Below are 23199 nucleotides of genomic sequence, written 5' to 3'. Positions count from 1 at the left end.
CGTTGTCCAAGCCTCCTTTTATGCCGGAACAGCCGTGCGACACGGCCGGATCCGGCTGATTATTGTTGCCGGTAAAACGCCCTGCCGCGCAGGCTGGCTAGCTCAGTTGAAGGCACAGCCGCCGAAATGTCCGGGGCAGAGCCGGCTTCCCCCTTCAGCCTGGCAAACCGTCTGTTTCGGGCTGGCGAGAACCTGGCGCACCAGCCCGGCCAGTCCGGAGATGAATTCCGGCTCGGTGCCAACGGTGGGCACCGTGTGGTAGGACGGCACCCCGATCTCCCGGGCAAGATCACGATACTCGATATCGAGTTCCACCAGCGTTTCCGAATGTTCGGAGACGAAGGCAATCGGCACCACAACCAGCGGCACCTTGTCGCGCCCGCCGCGCTTCACCTCATCCTCGGTCGAAGGGCCGATCCACTCCATGGGTCCGACACGGGACTGGTAACAATTGATCCAGTCGAGCCCGGGGATATCCAGCTTCTTCACCAGGGCTTCGGCGGTGCGTTCGCACTGCCACTGATAAGGATCGCCGGCATCGACGATCTTTTTCGGCAGGCCATGGGCGGAAAACAACACGCGCGGGCTACCGTGCTGGCTTGCCACCTCGTACCGCTCGCGAATAAGCCGCGCATTGGCGGCGATGAAACCTTCATTAACCGGATAGCAGCACAGGGTGCGTGTCGGTGCCGTAAGGCCGAACTGGTGAGCTGCCACGGTCCAGACCTTGAGTGAGGAGGCCGTCGTCGTCGTTGACCATTGCGGATAGAGCGGCAGCAGGATCACTTCGTCCGCGCCCCAGTCACGCACCGCCGTTACCGTCTCCGGTGTCATCGGGTTCCAGTAACGCATGGCGATGAAGACGCGGATATTTTCCTCGCGGTCGGCAAGCGCCGCTTCCAGCGCCCGGGCCTGCGCTTCGGTATTAGGCAGAAGGGGAGAGCCGCCCCCCATCTTCTCATAAATGTGCTTGGCCGTCGGCGTGCGGCGCTTGGCAATCAGCCAGGCAAGCGGCGTGCGCACGATGCCGGGCAGACGAATAATCGCCGGATCGTTGAAGAGGTTGAAAAGGAACGGCCGCACCGCTTCCTGACGATCCGGGCCACCGAGATTGAAGAATACGATGGCTGTTTTTTTGCCACTCAACACCAATGCTCCCGCTTCAATAACGCCTTGCGCCGCCTGATACGTGCTGTGCCGGCCCGGTGGATCAAGTGGACGTTATGGCTCAGGCCCCGGCCGAGCGCAGATAGTCGCTGAGTTCAGCCACATGGTCCGGCGGCGTGGTCTGCAGAATGCCATGGCCAAGATTGAAGATATGCCGATGGGTGCCAAAGGTCCGGCGCAGGGCACGGGCACGGCCCATCATGGCTTCCCCGCCGGCAACCAGCGAAACCGGATCGAGGTTGCCTTGCACCACGGCCAGCGGCGCAAGCTCGCTCGCCGCCCAGGAAGCCGGCACCGAGGTATCGATGGAGAGGCCCGTCACCTTCGTTTCGGAAGCGTATTTTTTATAGAGAATGCCGGCACCACGCGGAAAGCCGATGATCGGCAGATCCGGAAATTCAGCCCTGAGCGCAGAGACGATCCGCACTGTCGGCCCGATAACCCACTGCTCGAAGGCCGCTTCGTCGAGCGCGCCGGCCCAGCTGTCAAAAAGCTGCACCACCTCGGCGCCGCAGCGAACCTGACGGGCCAGATAAGCCGTCGTCGCTTCGACCAGCAGATCCATCAGCCGCCCGAAAAGCTGCGGGGCTTCCATCATCATCTTTTTGACGATGGCAAATTCCTTCGATCCGCCGCCTTCCACCATGTAGGTCGCGACGGTCCAGGGAGCGCCGGCAAACCCGATCAGCGAAACTTCTGCCGGCAGGGCCTGGCTCAGGTTCGTGACGGTCTGATAGACCGGGGCCAGCTTGTCATGCAGGCCGGTGATGGAAAGTTTTTCCAGATCCGCCGCGCTACGGATGGGCTCAAGCTTCGGCCCTTCACCAACCGTAAAACCGACATCCTGTCCAAGCGCGTGGGGCACTACGAGAATGTCCGAAAACAGGATCGCCGCATCCATGCCATAACGGCGGATCGGTTGCAGCGTCACTTCGGTAGCAAAATCCGGCCGGTAACAAAGTTCGAGGAACCCGCCAGCGGTAGCCCGGACCTCACGATACTCCGGCAGGTAACGTCCTGCCTGCCGCATGAACCAGAAGGGGCTGCGGCCGATATCCTCTCCGGCAAGAACGCGCAGGAAGGGTTTGTTCTTTGCCGCCGGCATGGTCGCTTGAAGATCCCTTGAAGAGAAATGGAAATCCGTCCGGTCAGGATGCCGGAAAATCTGCTGGCCGAAAGGTAGCGATCCGGACCGGCACGTCCATCCCTGATTTCCTACATTCTTTTTAAAAGGATCTTGGAAGTGGCTTTTGTAGATAGCTGTGGAAAACGGGGATCCTGTTTCATGCACAGCCTTATCCACAGCTTTTTCCTACCTGTGCGAGTCGTCCACCAGGACCTGGGAATATCTTGTAGGCGACTCGTCGAGACTCGTCAGGATCCTGCGAGTCGCCAAAGCTGTGGATAACCCCCACAGAAACCCTCACTTTCCGAGTCGTTCTCATGATTCACAGGACCTGACGGTTTTTGCCTTGTCCGGCGGCAAGGTCTGGGGAGGATCTTCGAGATCCCGGGGACAAGTTTTTTCATTCCCCCATCCACACGACTTATCCACATCCTGCGAACAGGGTCCTGTGGGAGTCCTTGCAAAATGCCGATTGTTGGCGTCACGGCTTGACAGCTGGCCGCTGCCGCCGCACCACCGGCTGAGTCCGAAACGGCCCTTGGAGTCTGACGAGTCATGTCCATTGCTTCCCCCGATCCGGCGCCCCTCCTGACCTCTCAGCCGGTGGTGCTGGCGTCAGGCAGTGCCACCCGGCGCACGATGCTGGAAAATGCGGGACTCGACCTGGTTATCGACGTGCCGAATGTCGATGAGAGCGAGATCAAGGAAGCTTTCCGGGCAGAAGGTTTGCCGGTGGAAGCCGTGGCCGAGGCGCTGGCCGAACTCAAGGCGTCCCGGGTAAGCCGCCGGCACGGGTTGCTCTATACGGTGGCCGCCGACCAGATGCTGGAATGCGATGGCGAGTGGTTCGACAAACCGACCAACCGGGAAGAAGCGCGCGAAACCCTGCGCAAACTCTCCGGCAAACCGCACCAGCTGATTTCCTGTGCCGTTGTGATGCGCAATGGCGAGCGGCTGTGGCACCACATCGACCGGGCAAAATTGATGGTGCGTAGCCTTAGCGATGATTTTATCGAAGCCTATCTGGACCAGATCGGCGAGGCCGCCTACAGCTCGGTAGGCGCCTATCAGCTGGAAGGGCTGGGGGCGCAGCTCTTCGTCTCCGTCCAGGGCGACCATTTTACCATTCTCGGTATGCCGCTGCTGCCGTTCCTGCAGTTCCTGCGCCTCAACAAAGTACTTCGGACCTGAAAAAAGATGCTGATAAACGGGAAAACCGCGGTGGCCGGCGTCATCGGATGGCCGGTTTCGCACTCAAAATCACCGCTGCTGCATAATTTCTGGTTTCGTGAATACGGCATCAACGGCGCCTATGTGGCTTTTCCGGTCGCACCAGGACGTTTCGAAAGCGCAATTTCTGGTCTCGTTGCTCTTGGGCTGAAGGGCGCCAACGTCACCGTGCCTTACAAGGAAGCAGCGCTGGAAGCGGCGGATCTGGTTTCCGACGAAGCGGCGCGTATTGGCGCGGCCAATACGCTGGTTGTGCTGGAAGACGGGCGGATCGAGGCCCGGAATACCGACTGCTTCGGCTTCACCGAAAATCTGCGCCATGGTGCGCCGGGCTGGCAGCCACAACGGGCGCCCGCCGTGGTGCTGGGGGCAGGGGGAGCATCGCGTGCCGTCCTGGTCGGTCTCTTGGATGCCGGCGTGCCGGAAATTCGCCTGATCAATCGCAGCCGCGCCAAAGCCGATACACTTTCAAAACAACTTGGCACGGGCGGATCCGGGCGGATCCGCGTGCTGGATTGGGAAGAGCGCTCGGCCGCACTTCAGGATGCCGGACTTCTTGCCAATACCACCAGCCTCGGCATGGGCGGCCAGCCGGCGCTCGATATCGACCTTGGAGCGCTGCCGGAGACGGCAACCGTGACCGACGCGGTCTATACCCCGCTGGAGACGCCCTTGCTCAAGGCTGCGCGGCATCGCGGCAATGTCTGTGTCGATGGGCTTGGCATGCTGCTTTATCAGGCCGTCAGCGCATTCGAGGCCTGGTTCGGCGTGCGGCCGGATGTAACGCCGGCGCTTCGTGCCCACCTGCTGGGGGCGGATCTGCCCGCAGCCCGTCCGGCATGATCGTTCTCGGCCTCACCGGCTCGATCGGCATGGGCAAATCGACCGCGGCAGCGATGCTGCGGCGCATGGGCGTGCCGGTGTGGGATGCGGATGAGGCCGTGCACCGGCTTTACCGGCCTGGAGGGGCCGGAGCAAAGGCGATTGCCGGCCTTGCTCCTTCCGCTGTCGGGCCTGACGGGGTCGACCGGCGAAAACTGGCGGGAATGATTGGCGCGGATCCGGCACTGCTTGGCCGTATCGAAAAAGTCATCCATCCGCTGGTGTGGCAGGACGAGCGGAATTTTCGCCGGCGGTGCCGGTTTCTGCGCGCGCCGGTGATCGTGCTCGACGTGCCGCTGCTGCTGGAGAACTGGCGGCCGGCCCGCTGCGATGCGATTATCGTTGTCTGGGCGCCGGCTTTCCTGCAGCGGCAGCGGGTTCTGGCCCGGCCGGGCATGACGGCGGAGCGCTTCGGGGCACTGCTGGCCCGGCAGATGCCGAGCGTGGAGAAAAAGCGCCGGGCCGACTATGCTGTGGCAACCGGCCTCGGCAAGGCCGCCACCTGGCAGGCCCTTGCGGGCATTATCCGGCGGCTCCGGACAGAAAACGGTCTTTGACGGCCGGGAGAAGAGTCATGCGGGAAATTGTACTCGATACCGAAACGACTGGTCTTGAACCCTCCGAAGGGCACCGGCTGGTTGAAATCGGCTGCGTTGAGCTCATCAACCATGTCTCCACCGGTCGCAATTTCCACGTCTATATCAATCCGCAGCGCGAGGTGGAGGCAGAGGCCGCCGCCGTCCATGGCCTGACTACCGAGTTTCTGTCGGACAAGCCGGTCTTTGCCGAAGTCGTCAATGATTTCCGGGCTTTTATCGGCGACGACAAGCTGGTGATCCACAACGCCACCTTCGATATGCGCTTCCTCAATCACGAGCTGACCATGCATGGTTTCCCGACCATGCCGTCAGACCGTGCGATCGATACGCTGGCAATGGTGCGTCAGCGTTTCCCGGGCGCGCCGGCCAGCCTCGATGCGCTTTGCCGTCGCTTCGGCATCGACAATTCCGGCCGTACGCTGCACGGCGCGCTTCTCGACGCCCAGCTGCTGGCCGAGGTTTATCTGGAACTGCAGGGCGGGCGGCAGCCCGGTCTTATCCTTGCCGATAACGTCCTGGGCGGGACGAGCGCGGGCGGCGGCCTGGCCATGGCCCCGATCCGCAAGGGCGAGCGGCGCGAGCCGAGGGTGTTTACACCCACCCCGGAGGAGCTGGAGGCGCACAGCGCCATGGTCGGCAAGCTCAAGAACCCGATCTGGGAAAAGTTGCGCTCCTCATCGGCTGCCGAATAACATTTTCCTGGCGAAACAAAAAAGCCCGGCCCCTTCTCGGGGACCGGGCTTTTTGCTGTCAGCTTGCCTTCCGCTCAGGCAGCGGCGGCCTTGCGGCGCAGGAGTTCGACAAAGTCGACCGGCGGAATGAGCAGCGGGGCGAAGCCGGCATCGCGCGTGGCGTCGGAGACGATGGCGCGGGCGAAGGGGAAGAGAAGGCGCGGGCCTTCGATCATCACTACGCTCGGCATATGCTCTTCCGGCACGCCGTCAGCCACGACGACCACGCCGCCATAGGAAAGCTCGACGATGAAGACCGTTTTCTCTTCATTCTCGCCGCCCTTGGCATCGGCCTTGATGCGCAGGATGACTTCAAACACGCGGCGCTCCTGATCGAGCACACGGGCATTGACGTCGACAGCGACGGAAATGTTGGGCGCGGGCTGGCCGGGAAGCAGGGTCTCGGGGGCGCCCGGGCTTTCGACCGACATGTCCTTGATATACTGGGCCAGTACGCTCAGCGGCGCGGACGGGGGATTGGCGCCGGCCGAGGCGGTTTCGTCGGTCATCTCTGAATAGCTCCCGGTTTGGTCTTTTATCGGCTTGTGAAAGGTCGTTGCGCCGGCAGCGCGCCGGCCAAGGCCTCTGGCCTAGCACAGCGCCGGGGGCGACTCAATGTGCGGTCTTGGCCGCAGGCTCACCTGGGGGCGAGGGGCGGTTTCAGCTATTACCCGATCCGCTGTCGCGCGGCGGCATTTCTTCGTACTCGACATCGACCACGGTGCGGCTGCGCAGCGAGGAATCCGGCTTGCCGGACTGGCTGCGGCGGGAGCTGAACTGCCACTGGCTGAAATTTCCGCCGCCCCGGCGCCGGCCAGCGTCGACCGTCCGCCAGACAAGGCCGCCAAGGGCCCGGCGCAGCGGGCCGACCAGCAACAGCAGGGCAATCGCATCGGTAAGGAAACCCGGCACGATCAGCAGAAAACCGGCGGCAATGACACAAAGTCCGTTCGACAGCTCATCGACAGGCACGCCGCCGCTTTCCATGGCCGCCTGTACCCGGGCCATGGTTGCCAGCCCCTGATAGCGGATGAGCTGCATGCCGATCAGCGCCGAGGCGACGATCCACAGAAGGGTTGCCGCAAGGCCGATGGCGCTGCCGATTTCGACAAAGAGAGCGATCTCGATGACAGGCAACAGCGCCAGGAACATTAAAAGGGGCATTGGTCTTTCCGGGGGGTTCGTGGACAAATGCGCCGGCAGCCCGGCCGGCGCAAGGCGGTGACCTTGTTGTTTGGACCGCTCCACCTTATCTGGTAGCGTGCGCGGGGTGATACCAGAGTAAATCGGACGGCATTGCCAGACTTTTTGTCGCCAGAGCAAACCGACCGGCCGATTTGATGGTTATTTCCCGGTGGATGGATTGAATGGCGGCATGTGCCGCACGCGACGGAAGCAGGTCTATGGGCGGCGATTCTTTTCTCATTGATATAATTGTGTTCGCAGCGATTGCCCTGTTTCTAGGCCTTCGTCTCTATAACGTGCTGGGCAAGCGCCACGGCGACGAACGCCAGCGCCCGACAACTCCCTTTGAACGCAAGAGCGATGACGCGCGCGGCAAGCCTGCCGCCGAGCGCGATACCGTCATTCCCTTCCCGGGAAGCGCACGCGGCGATGAGGCGGCTGCCGGGCAAGGTGAGGAGGAGGCTTTTGAAGGCCCGGTGTCCATTGCCGCCCAGATCACCCGTGTGGAAAAGGCCGATCCGTCTTTCAATGAAAACGACTTCCTGCACGGGGCCAGGGCAGCCTTCAGCATGATCGTCGAAGGTTTTGCCCGGGGTGACCGCGCGCTGCTGAAGCCGCTGCTGGCGCCGCCGGTCTACAGCGCCTTCGATCAGGCCATCGGCGAGCGTGAGGCCGCCGGCCAGGTCCGCAAGACCGAAATCAGCTCCGTCGACGAGGCCGATATCGTCTTCGCCAGCATCGAGGGTGGCCAGATCCGGATCGAAGTCCGGCTTGTCTCGCATCAGATCGATGTGACGACGGATGCCGACGGCGCCGTGATGGAAGGCGACGCCCATGAGGTGCATGAGGTCGTCGACCTCTGGACCTTTGCGCGCAAGGTGCGTTCGCCCGATCCGAACTGGATGCTGGTGGCAACCCGCGTCCCTTCCTGATCTGCCGGTTCTTGTCACGCGATGTCCGAGGCTGCCTTGACACCGTCGTCCCTTCGTATGCCCATGCTCCGCCTGCGTCCGGCCCTCAGTATGCTGGCGCTCGGTCTTGCCGCGCTTGTCCTCTATGCCTGTGGCCCCAAGCCGCCGCCGAGTGCAGAAGCGCCGGCCGGTCCGGAGCTGCCGCGTTACCGTCAGGCCAGCTTTCAGGATCTGCCCGGCTGGCAGGCTGACAGTGTTTCCGCCGCCTTGCCGGCCCTGCAAAAATCCTGCGCCCGGATGGCCAGGCAGCCGGCCGACAAATCCGTGCGTGCGGTTTCCGCAGCGGCGGGCGCCTCTGCTTTCGGGACGCTTGCCGCCTGGCAGCAGGCCTGCGCCGGCCTTGCCAGTCTGCCGGCGGGCAACGATGGCGCCGCCCGCGCCGCGATCGAGCGGCTGTTCCAGCCCTGGAGCGTCAGCGGTGACAGCGGCAGCGACGGGCTTTTTACCGGCTATTACGAGCCGGAGCTGAACGGCTCGCTTACCCGCTCGGCAAAGTTCAATGTGCCGCTCTATCGCCGGCCGGGCGATATCGTCGAGGCCGATCTCGGCCAGTTTTCCACTGATCTTGCCGGCCGCAAGCTGACCGGCAAGGTGGAGAACGGTCGCTTCATTCCTTATGACGACCGGGCCGCTATCGTGGCCAAAGGCCTTTCCGGCCGGGCGGATGTGCTGGTCTGGGCGGCGGATCCGGTGGCGGCCTTCTTCCTGCAAATCCAGGGATCGGGCCGGGTCGAGCTTTATGGCGCCGATGGCAGGCCGACGGGCGAGACCCTGCGTGTGGGGTATGAAGGGCAGAACGGGCGGACCTATGTCGCCATCGGCAAGGTGCTGCTCGAGCGCGGAGAACTGGCGCGGGATGGCGTTTCCATGCAGTCGATCCGCGACTGGCTGAAAGCGCATCCCGGCGATGCAGCCTCGGTCATGAATGCCAATCCCAGCTATGTCTTCTTCAAGAAGCTGACGACGGCGCAGCCGCTTGGCGGGGAAGGTGTGGAACTGACGCCCGGCCGCTCGCTGGCGGTCGACCGGCGGGTAATGCCCTATGGCGTGCCGCTCTGGCTCGATGCGGCCGATCCGCTGAAGCCGGAAAACCGTCTGCAGCGTCTCATGGTGGCGCAGGATACCGGCGGGGCCATTCGCGGCGCCGTGCGCGGCGATGTGTTCTGGGGCGCCGGCGAGGATGCCGAGGCGCAGGCCGGCGTCATGAAAAGCCCCGGGCGTTTCTGGGTGCTGCTGCCGCGCGGTGTTGCGCCAGCCCCGGTTTCTTAAGCGCATTTGACGCGCCTTTGGGCATAAAGCGTCGTGGCATAACGGTTTTTGCCGTGCGAAACTCCGCTCGCACATAGAACAAGAACCGGCTTCTCGACTGGAGAGGTTTCGCCCGATGCCCGAAACCGTCCCTGCTGCGACCGGCGGCACGCTTCCCGACGGGCAGCGGCCGCGGGTCGGGCTTTTTGTAACCTGCCTCGTCGATCTGATGCGGCCATCGGTGGGTTTTGCCGCCGTCCGGCTATTGGAGGCGGCAGGCTGCGAGGTCGTGGTGCCGCCGGCCCAGACCTGCTGCGGCCAGCCGGCCTATAACAGCGGCGACCGCAAGGCAGCCCAGGCGCTCGCCCGGCAGGTGATCAGCGCCTTCGAGGGGCTGGACCATATCGTCGCGCCCTCCGGTTCCTGCGCCGGGATGCTGGCACACCACCTGCCCACGCTGTTTTCCCCGGAAGATGCCTGGCATGGCCGCGCCACGGCGCTCGCCGCCCGTTGCCACGAACTCACGTCCTTTCTGGTCGATGTCCGGGGGATGGAAGCGGTGGCGGCGCGCTATGAGGGGCGGGTCACCTACCATGACAGCTGCTCGGGCCTCAGGGAACTGAAGGTCAAGCAGCAGCCCCGCCGGCTGCTGGCCTCGGTCGAGGGGTTGAGCCTTACGGAGCTGCCGGGCGCCGAGGTTTGCTGTGGTTTTGGCGGGACCTTCTGCGTCAAATATCCCGAAGTCTCCGGCAAGATCGTCTCGGAAAAAACCAGGGATATTGCAGCAACCGGGGCTGAAACCCTGCTTGCCGGCGACATGGGCTGCCTGCTCAACATCGCCGGCCGCCTTGCCCGCGAAGGCAAGGATGTCGCCGTGCGTCACGTCGCCGAAGTGCTGGCCGACATGACGGATGCCGCGCCGCCCATTGGCCGGGGACCGCTGGAAGGAAGCCGTCGATGAGGCCGACATCCCATGCCTTCAACCGCAATGCCCATGCGGCCCTTGCCGATGAAAGGCTGCAGGAAGCGCTGAACGGCACGCCGCAGGGCATGCAGAGCCGGCGGGCAAGCGCGGTGGCGCAATTGCCCGAATTCGAGGCGCTGCGCGAACATGGCCGCGAGATCAAGAACCATGTCATCGCCCATCTCGACCTTTATCTCCTGAAGTTCGAGGAGGCGGTTACCCGTCAGGGCGGGCATATGCACTGGGCACGCGACGCCGCCGAGGCGCGGCGCATCGTGCTTGATATCTGCCGCAAGGCCGGCGCTCGCCACGTTACCAAGGGCAAGTCCATGGTGACGGAGGAAATCGGCCTGACGCCATTCCTGGAAGCCAATGGCATCGAGGCGGTGGAGACCGATCTGGGTGAATATATCATCCAGCTGCGCGGCGAGACGCCAAGCCATATTGTTGCACCGGCGTTTCATCTGAAAAAACCTCAGATCGCCGACGCGTTCCGTGAAAAACACAAGCATCTTGATCCAGAACGCCCGCTGACGGAAGACAGGCAGCTGCTGGATGAAGCCCGCGGGGTACTGCGGGACAAGTTCATCAAGGCGGATGTCGGCATTACTGGCGCCAATTTCTGCGTGGCGGAGACAGGCTCCACCCTCATCGTGACCAATGAGGGTAATGGCGACCTGACACAGGTTCTGCCGCGCATCCATATCGCGGTGACCGGCATGGAAAAGCTGGTGCCGACGATGGAGGATGCCTTCACCCTGCTGCGCCTGCTGGCGCGCTCGGCCACGGGGCAGGAATTTTCCTGTTACACCACGGTTTCTACCGGCCCGCGCCGCCCCGGCGATATTGACGGGCCGGAGGAATTCCACGTCGTGCTGCTGGATAACGGCCGCAGCGCGCTGGTGGGCAGCGAGATGCAGGAGGTGCTGCGCTGCATCCGCTGCGGTGCCTGCATGAACCATTGCCCGGTCTATGGCGCTGTCGGTGGTCATGCCTATGGCTGGGTCTATCCAGGCCCCATCGGCGCCGCGCTCAATCCTGGCCTGATCGGCCTTGCCGAAGGCCATGCCCTTGCCGGTGCCTCCACCTTCTGCGGTCGGTGCGAGGAAGTGTGCCCGATGAAAATCCCGCTGCCGGGCATCATGCGCCATTGGCGCGAAAAAGCATGGCAGCAACAACTGGCCCCCCCGACCCAGCGCTGGGGCTTGGGGCTCTGGGCCTGGTTTGCCCGCCGCCCGGCGCTTTACCGGCTGGCCTCCGGCCTCGGGGCGCGGCTTCTGAGCGGTCTTGGAGGCCGCAAGGGCAGGCTACGCTGGCTGCCGATGGCTGGCGGCTGGACGAGCGAGCGCGATTTTCCGGCGCCCCCTGCCGGCGGCAGTTTCATGCAGCAATGGCAGGCCCGTGAAAAGAGGGCCGCCCCGAAGGCAGATGGGGGCAAGGTATGACAAGCGCGCGGGAAGAGATGCTGGCACGGGTGCGCCGCGGCCTTGCCGGCCGGGATGAGGCGGCAGCGCGCAGCGATGTGGACGCGCGGCTTGAGCGCCAGCATGTCGGGCCTATCCCGGCGATCGGCACGGTGGAGGGCGAGGCAGCCATCGAGCAGTTCATCACCCGGGCGCGGGCCGCGGCGGCAACCGTCGAGCGGCTGGCAGGGCCCGGCGATGTGCCGGCGGCGGTTGCCGATTATCTGGCCGGCCGCAATCTGGCGGCGCGGGCTCGCATCAGCGCCGATCTGGCCGGCCTTGGCTGGGAGCGGACCGGGCTCGACATCGTGGGCGGCAAGGCGGATCCGGCCGATACGGTTTCGGTAGTGAGCGCCGAGGCCGCTATTGCCGAGACGGGAACGCTGCTGCTTATTTCCGGCGCCGAGCATTCCACCGCCGCCAATTTCCTGCCGGAGACGCATCTTGTTGTGGTGCCGGCAAGCCGCGTCGTAGGCTCCTATGAGCTGGCGTGGAAGCAGGCCCGCGCACGGCATGGCTTGCCCCGTACGCTCAATTTCATTACCGGTCCTTCGCGCACCGGTGATATCGAGCAGCGCATCCAGCTGGGGGCGCACGGGCCGCGCAACCTGCATATCATGGTGGTTGGCGACTTATAGGGTGACGGATGGCGGGCAAGGAAAAGGGGCGGGGGCAGAAATTTGCCGAGCTCATTACCCCCGCCGCCGGTCGTCGTAGCGCCCGCGTTACCCCGGAAGAAAAAGAACTCTGGCGCCGGACCATGGCGGATGTCACCCGGCTGGAGCCGGATGAGGATGCCCCGTCGGCCGATGCGCCGGAACCTCAGCCCGCAGCGCCTGCGCCGCCTGAAACACCGGCTGCCCCATCTGCCGGATCCGCCCCGGCGCGTCCGGTCGAGCCTGCCGCGCATCTGCCGCGCAAGCTCGGGCGCGGCGGTGTACCCGGGCTCGACCGCCGTACCGGCGAAAGACTGCGCCGCGGGCGCATGGAAATTTCCGGCCGTATCGACCTGCATGGCATGAGCCAGGAAAAGGCGCATCTCGCCCTGATGGGCTTTGTTGTCCATCACTGGCGGGTAGGGTCGCGCTGCGTGCTGGTTATCACCGGCAAGGGGCCGCGCGGGGAGGGCATCCTGCGTTCCGCCGTGCCGCGCTGGCTGGCTGACGCGCCGCTCAAGGACAAGGTCCTGAGCTTCAGCGATGCCCAGCCGGCCGATGGCGGCAGCGGTGCGCTCTACGTGCTGCTGAAACGCCAGCGCCAGCAAGAAGGCTGAGGCTGCAGTCCACGATCCTTAAAGGCGGATCCGGCCGGCGAGCCAGAGAGCGCTGAAGAGAGCAGCCAGCAGCAAAGGCTGGTGCAGCAGATAAATGGCGAGCGCGTGCCGGCCGAGCCAGCGAAAGGGCATGGCAAGAACGGGCGCGGGCAGATCCGCCAGCTGCCGAAACCACGAATGTTGCCGGTCAAGCCGGACTGCCAGCCGGGCAAGCGCGATGCCGAGCGCGACGTACCCTGCCCAGGGCAGCAGCGGCACATAATCGTTGGTCTCGGGAAAATAGGTGCCAAGCCCGACCCAGAGCAGCAGGGGCCGGTCAAAAAGCGACAGCGCAACCAGATGCGGCAGCGCCAGTGCAGCGGCGCCCAGAAAGGCCGGCAGCAGGATTGCTCCCCGTCCTTGCAGCAGCAAGAGCGGCCACAGCAGCAGGCTGGCGAGCGCGATGCAATGCAGGATGCCGAAGAAGACGTAGTAGTCGTGTATGGCAAGCCAGGTGGCGAGCGTGACCGCTGCCGCGCCAAGGGCAATGCGGGCGAGGCGCTCCAGATAGGTATTGCGCCCGGCGGATCCGGATCGAAAGCCGAGGACCAGGCTGATCCCGCAGACGGTGAGGAAGACCGCCGGGATAACCATGCGCATCCCGAGCCAGAAGGGGCTCGTGAAAATGCCGACATCGGCGACGGAGAAGAAATACAGATCGAAAGCGAAATGATAGGCGATCATCGCCACGACCGCCGCGCCGCGCAGGGCATCGATCTGCCACAAGCGGCGCGGGGCCGAAGGTATCGGTGGCGAAGTGGACGGTGCGGGGGCCGCCGGCATGCTGCTTACTTGTCGTCGCCCATGCGCAGCGCCTCGACGAAGGCGGTCTGCGGAATTTCGACCTTGCCGAACTGCCGCATCTTCTTCTTGCCTTCCTTCTGCTTCTCCAGAAGTTTCTTCTTACGGCTGATATCGCCACCGTAACATTTGGCCGTCACGTCCTTGCGCATGGCGGCAATGGTCTCGCGGGCGATCACGCGGCCGCCGATGGCCGCCTGGATCGGAATCTTGAACATGTGCCGCGGAATGAGGTCCTTCAGCCGCTCGCACAGCTGGCGGCCCCGGCGCTCGGCCTGGCTGCGGTGCACGACCATGGCAAGCGCGTCCACCGGCTCGTCATTGACGAGGATGGACATCTTGACGAGGTCGGATTCCTCATAGCCATCCAGCACATAGTCGAAGCTGGCGTAGCCCCGGCTGATCGACTTCAGCCGGTCATAGAAGTCGAACACCACTTCATTGAGCGGCAGCTTGTAGACCAGCATGGCGCGGGCGCCGGCATAGGTCAGTTCGATCTGGCGGCCGCGCCGCTCGGTGCAGAGCTGCAGGATGCCGCCGAGATATTCGTCCGGCAGCATGATGGTGGCCTTGATCCAGGGCTCGGCAATGCTGTCGATGCGCACCGGATCCGGCATGTCGGCCGGGTTCTGCAGGTCAATCTCGGTACCATCCGTTATGGTCAGCTTGTAGCCGACCGACGGGGCGGTGGTGATGAGGTCGAGATCGAACTCGCGGATCAGGCGCTCCTGGATGATTTCCAGGTGCAAGAGGCCAAGGAAGCCGCAGCGGAAACCGAAGCCGAGGGCCGCAGACGATTCAGCTTCGAAATGAAAGCTGCTGTCATTGAGGCGCAGCTTGCCAAGGCTTTCGCGCAAGCGCTCGAAATCCGACGCATCGACCGGGAAGAGGGAGCAGAACACCACCGGGATGGAAGGCTTGAAGCCCGGCAACGGAACCGGGGTGCGGTTCTTTTCTTCGGTGATGGTATCGCCGACGGCGGTATCGGAGATGTCCTTGATGGCGGCGGTGATGAAACCCATCTCGCCGGGGCCGAGCTCGTCGATCATCTCCGTCTTGGGACGGAACACACCGACGCGGTCGATCTCGCGCACCTTCTTGGTGCCCATGAAATAGATCTTCTGGCCCTTGCGCAGCGTGCCATTGATCACGCGCACGAGGATGACCACGCCGAGATAGGCGTCATACCAGCTGTCGACCAGCATGGCGCTGAGCGGGGCTTCGCGGTCGCCTTCCGGGGCCGGCAGGCGCTTTACCAGCGCTTCCAGCACATCCTTGATGCCGAGGCCGCTCTTGGCCGAGCAGAGCACGGCGTCGGAAGCATCGAGGCCGATTACTTCCTCGATCTGCTCACGCACCCGCTCCGGCTCGGCGGCCGGCAGGTCAATCTTGTTGAGGACCGGGATGATCTCGTGGCTGTTGTCGATCGCCTGATAGACGTTGGCGAGCGTCTGCGCCTCGACACCCTGGCTGGCATCGACCACCAGCAGGGAGCCTTCGCAGGCCGCCAGCGACCGGCTGACTTCGTAGGCGAAGTCGACATGGCCGGGCGTGTCCATGAGGTTCAGAATATAGGAGTTGCCGTCATCGGCCGTGTAGTCGAGCCGGACGGTCTGCGCCTTGATGGTGATGCCGCGCTCGCGCTCGATCTCCATGTTATCGAGCACCTGCTCCTTCATCTCGCGGTCGCTGAGGCCGCCGCAATACTGGATCAGGCGGTCTGCGAGCGTGGATTTGCCATGATCGATATGGGCGATGATGGCGAAGTTGCGGATGTTGGAAAGCTTGGTCATTGCGGCCCGTAATAACACAGGTGCGGGCCGCACGCTCTCATCGCACGGCCCGCACGCAGGATAATCTGTTGCGCCGATACATAGGGCCGAAGCGCCGCCGACGCAATTGCGGTAACGCGGGAGGCCCTATGCTGTCGTCGTCAGTGACGGAAGTAGCGCATGCCGGTCATCACCATGGCAACGCCATGCTCGTCGGCGGCAGCAATGACTTCTTCGTCCCGCACCGAACCACCCGGCTGGATCACCGCGGTGGCGCCGGCCTCGATAGCGGTCAGCAGACCGTCGGCGAAGGGGAAGAAGGCATCGGAAGCAACCACCGATCCCTTGGCGAGGCTTTCAGCAAGGCCGGCAGCCTCAGCTGCATCCTCGGCCTTGCGCGCGGCGATGCGGCAGCTGTCCACACGGCTCATCTGGCCGGCGCCGATGGCGGAGGTGGAACCACCGCGGGCATAGACGATGGCGTTGGACTTGACGTGCTTGGCCACACGGAAGGCGAACAGCATGTCCTTGAGCTCGGCTTCGGTCGGGGCACGCTTGGTCACCACCTTGAGATCGCCAAGGCTGATGCGGCCGGCATCACGCTCCTGCACCAGCAGGCCGCCAGCGACGCTCTTGATCCAGCGGCCGGGAGCAGCCGGATCGGCCATGCCGCCGGTCTCCAGCACCCGCAGGTTCTTCTTGCGGGCGAGCAGGGCCCTGGCTTCCTCCGTCACGCTGGGCGCAACGATCACTTCGGTGAAGAGCTCGGCGATACGCTCGGCAGTGGCAGCTTCCAGCGGACGGTTGAGGGCGATGATGCCGCCGAAGGCGGAAACCGGGTCACAGCGCAGGGCCAGATCCCAGGCCGCCAGCTGGTCTTCCGCCTCGGCCACGCCGCAGGGGTTGGCGTGCTTGATGATGGCGATTGCCGGACGGTCGAACTCGCTCACCAGCTCGAAGGCGGCGTCGGTATCGTTGAGGTTATTATAGCTGAGCGCCTTGCCCTGCAGCTGGCGGGCGGTGGCGATGCCGGGGCGCGCCGGGCCGGAACGGTAGAAGGCAGCGCTCTGGTGCGGGTTCTCGCCATACCGCAGCAGCTCCTGCCTTTCGCCGGCGATCACCAGACGGTCCGGCCAGGCATCGCCCAACTGTTCGGCCATCCAGCCGGAGATGGCGGCGTCATAGGCCGCGGTGCGGGCATAGGCGGCAGCGGCGAGGCGGCGGCGCAGCGTAAGGGTCAGCGCACCGTCATGTTTGTCGAGATCGGCCAGCAGATCGTCATACTGCTTCGGGTCGGTGACAACGGCGACCCAGTCATGGTTCTTGGCGGCGGCGCGGATCATGGCCGGTCCGCCGATATCGATGTTCTCCACGCAATCCTCGGGGCCTGCACCGGAAGCGACGGTGGCCTCGAACGGGTAGAGATTGACCACCAGCAGGTCGATCGGGTCGATGTTGTGTTCTTCCATGTCGCCGGCATGGGCATCACGGCGGGCCAGCAGGCCGCCATGGATGCGCGGGTGCAGGGTCTTGACCCGGCCTTCCATGATTTCCGGCTGGCCGGTATGGGCGGAAACTTCCACGACCGGAATGCCAAGGGCGGCCAGGGCTTTGGCGGTACCGCCGGTAGAGAGGATCTCCACGCCGCGGGCATGAAGCGCGCGGGCAAGGCCCTCAAGGCCGGTCTTGTCGGAAACGGATATGAGAGCTCGACGCGGGCGGATGTCGGTCATCGCTGCGGGTTCCATTATTTCGATAGTGAAATGGTCAGGTTTGGGGATCGGTGTCGGGCTTGCGGGCCGGTCCGCGCCCTTCGCGGAAGATGGCCCATTTTATCACGGTCTGCCGGGGCTCGGTGACGCCATGGACAACCACCTGCTCGCTGCCGCGGCGGGTATAGCCATCGGCGAAATAGACGCTTTCCTCGATCTGCAGCGGCAGGTTGGCGCGCACGCGCCAGCCCTGGCCGCCGGGAAGGCGCAGGAGCACGGAATAGCCATCCGGCAGCATCGAGGCCTGCACGGTGGGGTGAAGGTGAAACCGCAGGGCAAAGGGCACGCCGTCGGGGCCGAGCAGGCAATCCTCGCCGCGCACATCTTCGCCGCCTTCAGCCATATAGAGCCGGCGCACATGGGTGTGGTCGAAACGGGGGCCGTAGAATTCGTGATGCGCCTCGATCAGCACATCGCTGTCGGATTCCATGCGCTTGGCGCGGCCGGTCGGCGGATAGGCCCGGAAACCGACGGGTGCCAGCGGCAGCGTATCCTGCCCGTCAAGCGACAGGGTGGAGTGGGCGGCGGTACCGCGCAGGCTCTGGCGCCAGCTTTCTGCCGCGTCGCCATAACCGATATGCGAGCCGCAATTGACGATCAGCCGGTGTTTGCCCACCGACATCTCGAAGGCAAGTGTGCCGGCATGGGCGTGGGCCGAGGCCGGCCGGGGCGGTGGGCCGCCGACATCGGCAACGACCAGAGTGCGGTCGGCCAGCACCCGCTGGAAACCGGAATGGATGGCGCTGCGCACCGGTTTGCCGCGGACATCGGCCAGTTGCAGCAACTGCGCGATCTCGCTGGCATCGCCTTCGCTGGAGCCGTTGAAGAGCGCCAGGCGGCCATCGCCATGCAGGAAGTAGCGTAGCGCCGGGGCCATGCGGTCTATGGCGTTCTGCAGGCTGTCGGGCACTGCTTCGCCGGCATTGCGCACCAGCGCGCGCATGTCGACAAGGTCGCGCAGTACGCTGACATGGACGGTGGGGTTGCGCTCGACATGGCCGCCATCGGCCAGAACCTGGCGGGCGAGGGCGATCTCGAGCTGGGAAAGGCCGCGGGCCAGCAGCTTGTGGCCGTCGGGCAAGGTCGCGCCGGCAAAGACGAGGCCCTTGATGGCACCGATGATCTCCGACGGTGCGCCCGAAGCCAGCGGCAGCGCGCGGGCCAGATGGCGGGCTTGCCGGGTGATGCTGGCAAAAACGCGGCGGCGATAGCCGCCATCGGCGGACGCCAGGAAAAAGTCGTGGCAGCCGATCCAGTTGGCAAGCCGGGGCCCGAGGATGGTCGGCGCCCAGGCCAGCGCACTCCAGTTCTGGTGGCGCTCGATCCAGTCGCCCACCAGCGCACGGGCAATACGGCGGGCATCAGCGCCGCCGCTGGCACCATTGAGGGCGCGCAGGTCACGCAGCCAGGCAAAACGGTGCAGATCAAAAAGCCAGCCGGGTTCGATACCCGGGGCCGCTCCCCAGGGGCTGGCCCCGCGCGCAATCGCCAGATCGCCGAAGCGGAATTCACCACCGACGATATCGGCCCCGTGAGCCGCGTCACCGGGCCACTGGTCGTTCGGCACCGTCTTCAGCGCCGTGACGTTGCGGGCACGGCCCAGCATCAGCGCATAGAGGCGCGTGCCGAACAGCAGCGACATCGGCGAGGATTTGGTGGGCAGGCTGGAGCGGCTCGAACTCATTGGCTACGCGGGACGCTCCCTTGGCGGTCAGTCGCCTGGCGCGCGCAGGGCGCGGATATTGGCGGCGTAGGCATCCGGCCCGCCCTTGAAGGTCGCGGTACCGGCGACCAGCATGTCGGCACCGGCGGCAATCGCCAGCGGGGCCGTCTCGCGGGTAATGCCGCCATCGACCTCAAGGTCAATCGGGTGACCGCCTTTTTCTTCATGCGCGTCGATCATGCGGCGCAGCTGGCTGATCTTGTCGAGCGCCGAGGGGATGAAGCTCTGCCCGCCGAAACCGGGATTGACCGACATGACCAGCACGAGATCGATTTCCGGCAGCAGCCAGTCGACGATATCGACCGGGGTTGCCGGGTTGAGCACGATGCCGGACTTGACCCCGAGCTTGCGGATCATCTGGCAAGTGCGGTGCGGGTGCGGGCCGGCTTCCGGATGGAAGGAAATGATGTTGGCACCGGCATCGGCAAAGGCTTCGACATAAGCATCGACCGGTGCGATCATCAGATGTACGTCGAAAGGCTTGGCCGAATGCGGCCTGAGCGCCTTGGTGATGCCCGGGCCGAGCGTGATGTTGGGAACGAAATGCCCGTCCATCACGTCTACGTGGATGAGGTCGGCGCCGGCAGCGTCGACAGCACGCACTTCCTCGCCCAGACGGGCGAAGTCAGCGCTCAGGATGGAGGGGGCTATGCGGACTGGCTTCTGCATGATGGGCGCGGGATAGCAGCTTTCCCCCATGCCCGCAATGCTGCGGGATGAATGGGGCAGATGCGCCACCGTTTGGCCGCATGAGTGCTGGAAAGGGGATATTTTTAGTTAATTTTATTAACTTCGCGTTGCGGCTGTAGCCAGACCTTGGCTACCATGCCCCAACCGCGCAAATCGAGTGCCACGCATGACGGGTACGACACGGCGTCAATTTTCCTCGCAGAACCTAGAGGTCAAAGGGGCGCACGTCTCTACCCGCGGCCTTCACCTTGGCACGCGTGAAGATGGCTATAGCTCGCTGCTGTACCGCCCGCCGCTGCCGTCAATGCCGGTTCCGCAACTCTCAGGCCGCGTGCGGTTGCGCCAGCGTTTCCAGCACAGCGCCGTTGTGCCCAAATTCCTCAAGCGCCGGTTCCTGAAGCTGAATGCCGAGGAATTGCGCGAGATCTATGAATATGGGCTGGTGACGGGCCTGCTGCGCTTCTTTGGTGAAGGCGCGCCCCGCACGCTCGATAATTTCAGCCAGATTCAACCCTATACCTGGTACCTGCATGCCAGTGCCAAATCGGCGGCGCCGGTGGAGCTGGAGACGCTGCGCACGGACGATGCCTTTGCGCGCATGCGCTCGACCCTGAAGCGCAATGTCACCCGCAACATGGAATATCTGGAAGCGTGCCTTCTGGAGATCATCCGGGTCTACCGGGCGCGGTATCAGGCGCAATACGGGCAGGCGCTGAAGAAGGACCATTTCGGCGAAAAGTTGCAGGCCATCTTCCGCGAACTGCCCAAGCCGCACGATCTGCGGGCGCTGCAGCGCCAGTCCAACGAGGCGCGCAGCATGCGCGCCCGGCTGCGCGAGACGCTGCAGAAGGATGTCGAGCGCACAAATTCCGAGGTCGAGTACAGCCAGGCCGAGATCAACGTGCTTCAGGCGCTGATGTATTCCCAGCTCTCGGTCCTCGGCGGTTATGTGCCCCGCCATGAGCTGATGCAGCTCATGGACTATATCCCGCCCTCCCATCATGGCTGGTTCCTGCTGAAGGACGATGAGAACGACACCATCGTCAAACTCATCGTCGACAAGCTGGAGTTCCGCAGCAATGGCCGCCGGCTGCGGCGTCAGCCCTCAGGGGCATAAGGGCAGGGCAGGTATAATCTAGTCAGGGACTGCTGGCCGTGGGCCGGCAGGAGGTTCCCAGGGACAGATATCATGAAGCATCAGAATGCAGTCCGTAGCGCGGCGGGGATCGCCGGCGCCGCTCTTTGCGCCTTGCTTGCCGGCTGCCAGCCGACCCATGTGGTAACGGCGGCCGAAGCGCCGCAGGATTATCTATCCCGCGTCAATTCCGGGCCGGACGATGATTGCGATCCGGCCATTGCCAAGCAAGTAGCGGCACTGGGCGTGCCGCTTGCCGACTTCAATTCCATCCGCGTCTATCGGGACGGACCGGAACTGCTGTTTGCCAATGGCTTTGACGGGCCGCCGCAGGCCTATATCGCCTGGGTCGATCTAAAGAGCTGCAAGGGCGATCTGGCTTTGCGCTTCGACCGTTATTGCCGTTTCACCTCCTCATACGCCTCCGGCGATTGTCAGGTGCCGGAGAGCAAACCGGCTAACGGCTCCTGATCATGGCGGCTGGCTGGCGTCTTGCCGGGTTGGGCCTGTTCCTGATGGCCTCCGCCGGGCTTGCCGCCTGCCAGCCTTATCATCCGGTGACGATGAACGAGGTAAACTGGGACTATCTGGGCCGGGTCAATTCCGGGGCCGATTATGGCTGTGATCCGGCCATTGCCAATGCCGTGGTGGCACTGGGTGTGCCGCTGGCGGATTTCAGCCAGATCCGCGTCTATCGCGATCAGCGCATGCCGTTTTCGAACTGGCAATGGACGCCGCAAGGCTGGTCCCTGCGGCATCGCGACGATGACGATCCGCTGGCCGGTTACATGGCCTGGGTCGACATGAAGAGCTGCAAGGGCACCCTGGCGCTGCGCTTCGATAATGTCTGCCGCCAGATCTCCGCTTTCCCTGGTGGGGACTGCCAGTTACCGAAACCGGCCTCCGGCTGATCGAAAGCCGGCTGCGACCTTCAATTCTTGCTGAAACGCGCGATGAAAAATCCGTCGACGCTGCCAGTATCCGCCATTTGTCCGGGCAGGCACCGCATAGTGCCGGCTTTTGTTATCATTTCGCCGATGTTCGGCACTTCATCCGGCGCGATCCGGTTGAGCTGCAGGGACGGATGGCGGGCAAGCGCCGCTTCCACCTGTCTCTCGCCTTCTTCCGGCTCCAGCGAGCAGGTGCAGTAAAGCAGGGTTCCGCCCGTCTTCAGCAGCGAAACAGCCTGGTCGAGGATACGCGTCTGCAAGCCGGCAAGGCTTGTGATGTCTTCTGTAGTCTTGGTCCAGCGCACTTCCGGGTGGCGGCGCAATGTGCCGGTGGCAGAGCAGGGGGCGTCGACAAGGATGGCGTCGAAGAGCTGCTCCGGCTGCCAGCTGGCAGCGTCCCCTACCGCGATGCCGGCAGCAAGACCGGTACGTTTCAGGTTGGCCTGCAGGCGCTCCAGCCGGCGCTTCGAACGATCGATGGCGGTAACGTCGGCGCCCGCAGCGGCCAGCTGCTGGGTCTTGCCGCCGGGGGCCGCGCAGATGTCGGCAACGGTTTTGCCGGTGAGGCTGCCGGGGCCGATGGCGCCGAGAAGCCGTGCCGGCAGGGCGGCTGCCATATCCTGCACCCACCAGGCACCTTCCTCGTAACCCGGCAGGGCGGTAACGCCGCCGGAGGGGCGGGCAAGGCGCAGGGTGCCGCCCGCCAGCTGCCGCACCGGAGTGCCGGTTGCTTCTTCAAGCGCCGCCGACCAGCGGGCGGCTTCGCCCGGATCGCGCAGGGTAAGGTCCAGCGGCGCCTCCACGAGGCTTGCCTCGGCAAGAGCCCTGGTCGCCGTTTCGCCATAAGCTGCCTGCCAGCGCTCATAAAGCCAGGCGGGCAAGGCGAGAGCCGGTGGGTCCAGCTGCGCAAGCAGGCTTGTGCGTTCGCGGTCGATCCGGCGCAGCACCGCGTTGGCAAGGCCACGCAGTTTGGGCGGCATGCTCTCCACCGTGGCCGAGACAGCGGCATGGGGCGGTGTTTCAAGGAAGATGAGCTGGGCTATGCCTGAGCGCAGGGCCATCTTCTCGCGCTGGAGATGATCCGGCAGCGGCTTTTCAAGGCAGTGCGCCAGCAGCGCGTCGATTTCGCCCAGATGGCGCAGCGTGGTGCTGGCGATAAGGCGGGCGAAGGCGCGGTCACGCAGCTCCAGCGCGGCATAGCCGGTGGAATTGTCGAGCGTCTCTTCCAGACCGTGGCGGCTGGTGAGGACGGCAAGCAGCGCCTCGACGGCGACGGCGCGTGCATCGACAGGGAGCGCCGGCGCGCGGCCGCTTCTGGAAGCGGCCGGACGGGAGGCGGCAGGTCTGGTGTTTTTCGGGGAAGCCATGGCTGGCTTTTAGAGCATTCCCCGGCCGGATGAAATCATGCTGTGAGGGCGGGCGTTTCCGCCCGGCGCCATTCCCTCTTTCTGCCGCCGGGCGGCGGGAGTGCCCGTGCC

At 64.4% G+C, this 23199-nt stretch carries 23 protein-coding genes; 13 read left to right on the top strand and 10 right to left on the bottom strand.

Annotated features, from left to right (window positions below):
* Nucleotides 1-102: 102 nt before the first annotated feature.
* On the bottom strand, nt 103-1149 hold the full coding sequence (hemH, locus tag QTL98_RS01280; RefSeq protein WP_510637519.1) for a ferrochelatase: 1047 nt from the start codon (nt 1147-1149) through the stop codon (nt 103-105).
* 79 nt (nt 1150-1228) lie between these two features.
* The gene (gene hemE / locus QTL98_RS01275) at nt 1229-2272 is read right to left on the bottom strand and encodes a uroporphyrinogen decarboxylase (protein ID WP_445680426.1); all 1044 of its coding nucleotides are present in this window, start codon (nt 2270-2272) and stop codon (nt 1229-1231) included.
* A gap of 576 nt (nt 2273-2848) precedes the next feature.
* On the opposite strand from hemE, the gene QTL98_RS01270 reads away from it, so the two are divergent.
* From QTL98_RS01270 to dnaQ, 4 genes are read left to right on the top strand one after another with little or no spacing between them, the layout of a single operon-like run.
* A complete protein-coding gene (locus tag QTL98_RS01270; RefSeq protein ID WP_445680425.1) occupies nt 2849-3484 on the top strand; it encodes a Maf family protein in 636 nt (211 codons plus the stop codon).
* 30 nt (nt 3485-3514) lie between these two features.
* Nucleotides 3515-4366 (top strand): shikimate dehydrogenase, encoded by an 852-nt coding sequence (locus QTL98_RS01265; RefSeq protein WP_510637518.1) that lies wholly within the window; start codon nt 3515-3517, stop codon nt 4364-4366.
* Complete coding sequence (gene coaE / locus QTL98_RS01260; protein WP_445680423.1) at nt 4363-4962, top strand: dephospho-CoA kinase; 600 nt, start codon at nt 4363-4365, stop codon at nt 4960-4962. The genes QTL98_RS01265 and coaE overlap by 4 nt, the downstream gene beginning before the upstream one ends.
* A 17-nt stretch (nt 4963-4979) precedes the next feature.
* The gene (gene dnaQ, locus QTL98_RS01255; RefSeq protein WP_445680422.1) at nt 4980-5696 is read left to right on the top strand and encodes a DNA polymerase III subunit epsilon; all 717 of its coding nucleotides are present in this window, start codon (nt 4980-4982) and stop codon (nt 5694-5696) included.
* A 74-nt stretch (nt 5697-5770) separates the two neighbouring features.
* On the opposite strand, the gene secB is transcribed toward dnaQ, so the two are convergent.
* Nucleotides 5771-6244 (bottom strand): protein-export chaperone SecB, encoded by a 474-nt coding sequence (gene secB, locus QTL98_RS01250; protein ID WP_445680421.1) that lies wholly within the window; start codon nt 6242-6244, stop codon nt 5771-5773.
* Between the two features lie 151 nt (nt 6245-6395).
* Nucleotides 6396-6899, bottom strand: coding sequence for an FxsA family protein (locus QTL98_RS01245; protein ID WP_445680420.1), 504 nt, complete (start codon nt 6897-6899; stop codon nt 6396-6398).
* Between the two features lie 272 nt (nt 6900-7171).
* On the opposite strand from QTL98_RS01245, the gene QTL98_RS01240 reads away from it, so the two are divergent.
* The 6 genes from QTL98_RS01240 (at nt 7172) to QTL98_RS01215 (ending at nt 12839) form a co-directional block, all read left to right on the top strand.
* The gene (locus tag QTL98_RS01240; RefSeq protein ID WP_445680419.1) at nt 7172-7852 is read left to right on the top strand and encodes a Tim44/TimA family putative adaptor protein; all 681 of its coding nucleotides are present in this window, start codon (nt 7172-7174) and stop codon (nt 7850-7852) included.
* Nucleotides 7853-7909: 57 nt separating this feature from the next.
* Nucleotides 7910-9160 carry a murein transglycosylase A gene (gene mltA, locus QTL98_RS01235; RefSeq protein WP_445680418.1) on the top strand — a complete coding sequence of 417 codons (1251 nt, stop codon included), beginning with the start codon at nt 7910-7912 and terminating at the stop codon, nt 9158-9160.
* 115 nt (nt 9161-9275) lie between these two features.
* Nucleotides 9276-10100 carry a (Fe-S)-binding protein gene (locus tag QTL98_RS01230; protein WP_445680417.1) on the top strand — a complete coding sequence of 275 codons (825 nt, stop codon included), beginning with the start codon at nt 9276-9278 and terminating at the stop codon, nt 10098-10100.
* Entirely contained in the window at nt 10097-11548 is a 1452-nt protein-coding gene (locus tag QTL98_RS01225; protein ID WP_445680416.1) for a LutB/LldF family L-lactate oxidation iron-sulfur protein, read from the top strand. The genes QTL98_RS01230 and QTL98_RS01225 overlap by 4 nt, the downstream gene beginning before the upstream one ends.
* Complete coding sequence (locus QTL98_RS01220) at nt 11545-12204, top strand: LutC/YkgG family protein (RefSeq protein ID WP_445680415.1); 660 nt, start codon at nt 11545-11547, stop codon at nt 12202-12204. The genes QTL98_RS01225 and QTL98_RS01220 overlap by 4 nt, the downstream gene beginning before the upstream one ends.
* A gap of 8 nt (nt 12205-12212) precedes the next feature.
* Nucleotides 12213-12839, top strand: a complete 627-nt coding sequence (locus QTL98_RS01215) for a Smr/MutS family protein (RefSeq protein WP_445680414.1) — start codon at nt 12213-12215, stop codon at nt 12837-12839.
* An 18-nt stretch (nt 12840-12857) separates the two neighbouring features.
* Here the strand turns inward: QTL98_RS01215 and QTL98_RS01210 are convergent, their stop codons facing one another.
* The 5 genes from QTL98_RS01210 to rpe form a co-directional block, all read right to left on the bottom strand.
* Nucleotides 12858-13661 (bottom strand): heparan-alpha-glucosaminide N-acetyltransferase, encoded by an 804-nt coding sequence (locus QTL98_RS01210; protein WP_445680413.1) that lies wholly within the window; start codon nt 13659-13661, stop codon nt 12858-12860.
* A 5-nt stretch (nt 13662-13666) separates the two neighbouring features.
* Nucleotides 13667-15472, bottom strand: coding sequence for a translation elongation factor 4 (gene lepA / locus QTL98_RS01205; RefSeq protein WP_445680412.1), 1806 nt, complete (start codon nt 15470-15472; stop codon nt 13667-13669).
* 140 nt (nt 15473-15612) lie between these two features.
* The gene (gene purH, locus QTL98_RS01200; RefSeq protein ID WP_510637517.1) at nt 15613-17184 is read right to left on the bottom strand and encodes a bifunctional phosphoribosylaminoimidazolecarboxamide formyltransferase/IMP cyclohydrolase; all 1572 of its coding nucleotides are present in this window, start codon (nt 17182-17184) and stop codon (nt 15613-15615) included.
* A gap of 34 nt (nt 17185-17218) precedes the next feature.
* Nucleotides 17219-18907: a heparinase II/III family protein gene (locus QTL98_RS01195; protein ID WP_445680410.1), complete on the bottom strand. Its 1689-nt coding sequence runs from the start codon at nt 18905-18907 to the stop codon at nt 17219-17221.
* Between the two features lie 27 nt (nt 18908-18934).
* Nucleotides 18935-19615, bottom strand: a complete 681-nt coding sequence (gene rpe, locus QTL98_RS01190; RefSeq protein WP_445680409.1) for a ribulose-phosphate 3-epimerase — start codon at nt 19613-19615, stop codon at nt 18935-18937.
* Nucleotides 19616-19802: 187 nt separating this feature from the next.
* Between rpe and QTL98_RS01185 the strand changes: the two genes are divergently transcribed.
* From QTL98_RS01185 to QTL98_RS01175, 3 genes are all read left to right on the top strand, one after another.
* Entirely contained in the window at nt 19803-20753 is a 951-nt protein-coding gene (locus QTL98_RS01185; RefSeq protein WP_445680408.1) for a hypothetical protein, read from the top strand.
* A gap of 72 nt (nt 20754-20825) precedes the next feature.
* Complete coding sequence (locus QTL98_RS01180) at nt 20826-21242, top strand: hypothetical protein (protein WP_445680407.1); 417 nt, start codon at nt 20826-20828, stop codon at nt 21240-21242.
* 2 nt (nt 21243-21244) lie between these two features.
* Nucleotides 21245-21682, top strand: coding sequence for a hypothetical protein (locus tag QTL98_RS01175; RefSeq protein ID WP_445680406.1), 438 nt, complete (start codon nt 21245-21247; stop codon nt 21680-21682).
* A gap of 20 nt (nt 21683-21702) precedes the next feature.
* On the opposite strand, the gene QTL98_RS01170 is transcribed toward QTL98_RS01175, so the two are convergent.
* Nucleotides 21703-23088 (bottom strand): RsmB/NOP family class I SAM-dependent RNA methyltransferase, encoded by a 1386-nt coding sequence (locus tag QTL98_RS01170; protein WP_445680405.1) that lies wholly within the window; start codon nt 23086-23088, stop codon nt 21703-21705.
* Nucleotides 23089-23199: the final 111 nt, after the last annotated feature.

Origin of the sequence: Radicibacter daui, from assembly GCA_030657355.1 — a bacterium.
Lineage (GTDB): Bacteria > Pseudomonadota > Alphaproteobacteria > Radicibacterales > Radicibacteraceae > Radicibacter > Radicibacter daui.
This window is presented reverse-complemented; position numbering and strand designations above follow the sequence as displayed.

What these genes read in the sequence shown, in the direction of transcription:
- hemE (WP_445680426.1), bottom strand. Translation starts at nt 2,272, where the DNA reads ATGCCGGCGGCAAAGAACAAACCCTTCCTGCGCGTTCTTGCCGGAGAG.
- QTL98_RS01270 (WP_445680425.1), top strand. Translation starts at nt 2,849, where the DNA reads ATGTCCATTGCTTCCCCCGATCCGGCGCCCCTCCTGACCTCTCAGCCG.
- coaE (WP_445680423.1), top strand. Translation starts at nt 4,363, where the DNA reads ATGATCGTTCTCGGCCTCACCGGCTCGATCGGCATGGGCAAATCGACC.
- dnaQ (WP_445680422.1), top strand. Translation starts at nt 4,980, where the DNA reads ATGCGGGAAATTGTACTCGATACCGAAACGACTGGTCTTGAACCCTCC.
- secB (WP_445680421.1), bottom strand. Translation starts at nt 6,244, where the DNA reads ATGACCGACGAAACCGCCTCGGCCGGCGCCAATCCCCCGTCCGCGCCG.
- QTL98_RS01245 (WP_445680420.1), bottom strand. Translation starts at nt 6,899, where the DNA reads ATGCCCCTTTTAATGTTCCTGGCGCTGTTGCCTGTCATCGAGATCGCT.
- mltA (WP_445680418.1), top strand. Translation starts at nt 7,910, where the DNA reads ATGCCCATGCTCCGCCTGCGTCCGGCCCTCAGTATGCTGGCGCTCGGT.
- QTL98_RS01230 (WP_445680417.1), top strand. Translation starts at nt 9,276, where the DNA reads ATGCCCGAAACCGTCCCTGCTGCGACCGGCGGCACGCTTCCCGACGGG.
- QTL98_RS01225 (WP_445680416.1), top strand. Translation starts at nt 10,097, where the DNA reads ATGAGGCCGACATCCCATGCCTTCAACCGCAATGCCCATGCGGCCCTT.
- QTL98_RS01220 (WP_445680415.1), top strand. Translation starts at nt 11,545, where the DNA reads ATGACAAGCGCGCGGGAAGAGATGCTGGCACGGGTGCGCCGCGGCCTT.
- QTL98_RS01215 (WP_445680414.1), top strand. Translation starts at nt 12,213, where the DNA reads ATGGCGGGCAAGGAAAAGGGGCGGGGGCAGAAATTTGCCGAGCTCATT.
- QTL98_RS01210 (WP_445680413.1), bottom strand. Translation starts at nt 13,661, where the DNA reads ATGCCGGCGGCCCCCGCACCGTCCACTTCGCCACCGATACCTTCGGCC.
- lepA (WP_445680412.1), bottom strand. Translation starts at nt 15,472, where the DNA reads ATGACCAAGCTTTCCAACATCCGCAACTTCGCCATCATCGCCCATATC.
- purH (WP_510637517.1), bottom strand. Translation starts at nt 17,184, where the DNA reads ATGACCGACATCCGCCCGCGTCGAGCTCTCATATCCGTTTCCGACAAG.
- QTL98_RS01195 (WP_445680410.1), bottom strand. Translation starts at nt 18,907, where the DNA reads ATGAGTTCGAGCCGCTCCAGCCTGCCCACCAAATCCTCGCCGATGTCG.
- rpe (WP_445680409.1), bottom strand. Translation starts at nt 19,615, where the DNA reads ATGCAGAAGCCAGTCCGCATAGCCCCCTCCATCCTGAGCGCTGACTTC.
- QTL98_RS01185 (WP_445680408.1), top strand. Translation starts at nt 19,803, where the DNA reads ATGACGGGTACGACACGGCGTCAATTTTCCTCGCAGAACCTAGAGGTC.
- QTL98_RS01180 (WP_445680407.1), top strand. Translation starts at nt 20,826, where the DNA reads ATGAAGCATCAGAATGCAGTCCGTAGCGCGGCGGGGATCGCCGGCGCC.
- QTL98_RS01175 (WP_445680406.1), top strand. Translation starts at nt 21,245, where the DNA reads ATGGCGGCTGGCTGGCGTCTTGCCGGGTTGGGCCTGTTCCTGATGGCC.
- QTL98_RS01170 (WP_445680405.1), bottom strand. Translation starts at nt 23,088, where the DNA reads ATGGCTTCCCCGAAAAACACCAGACCTGCCGCCTCCCGTCCGGCCGCT.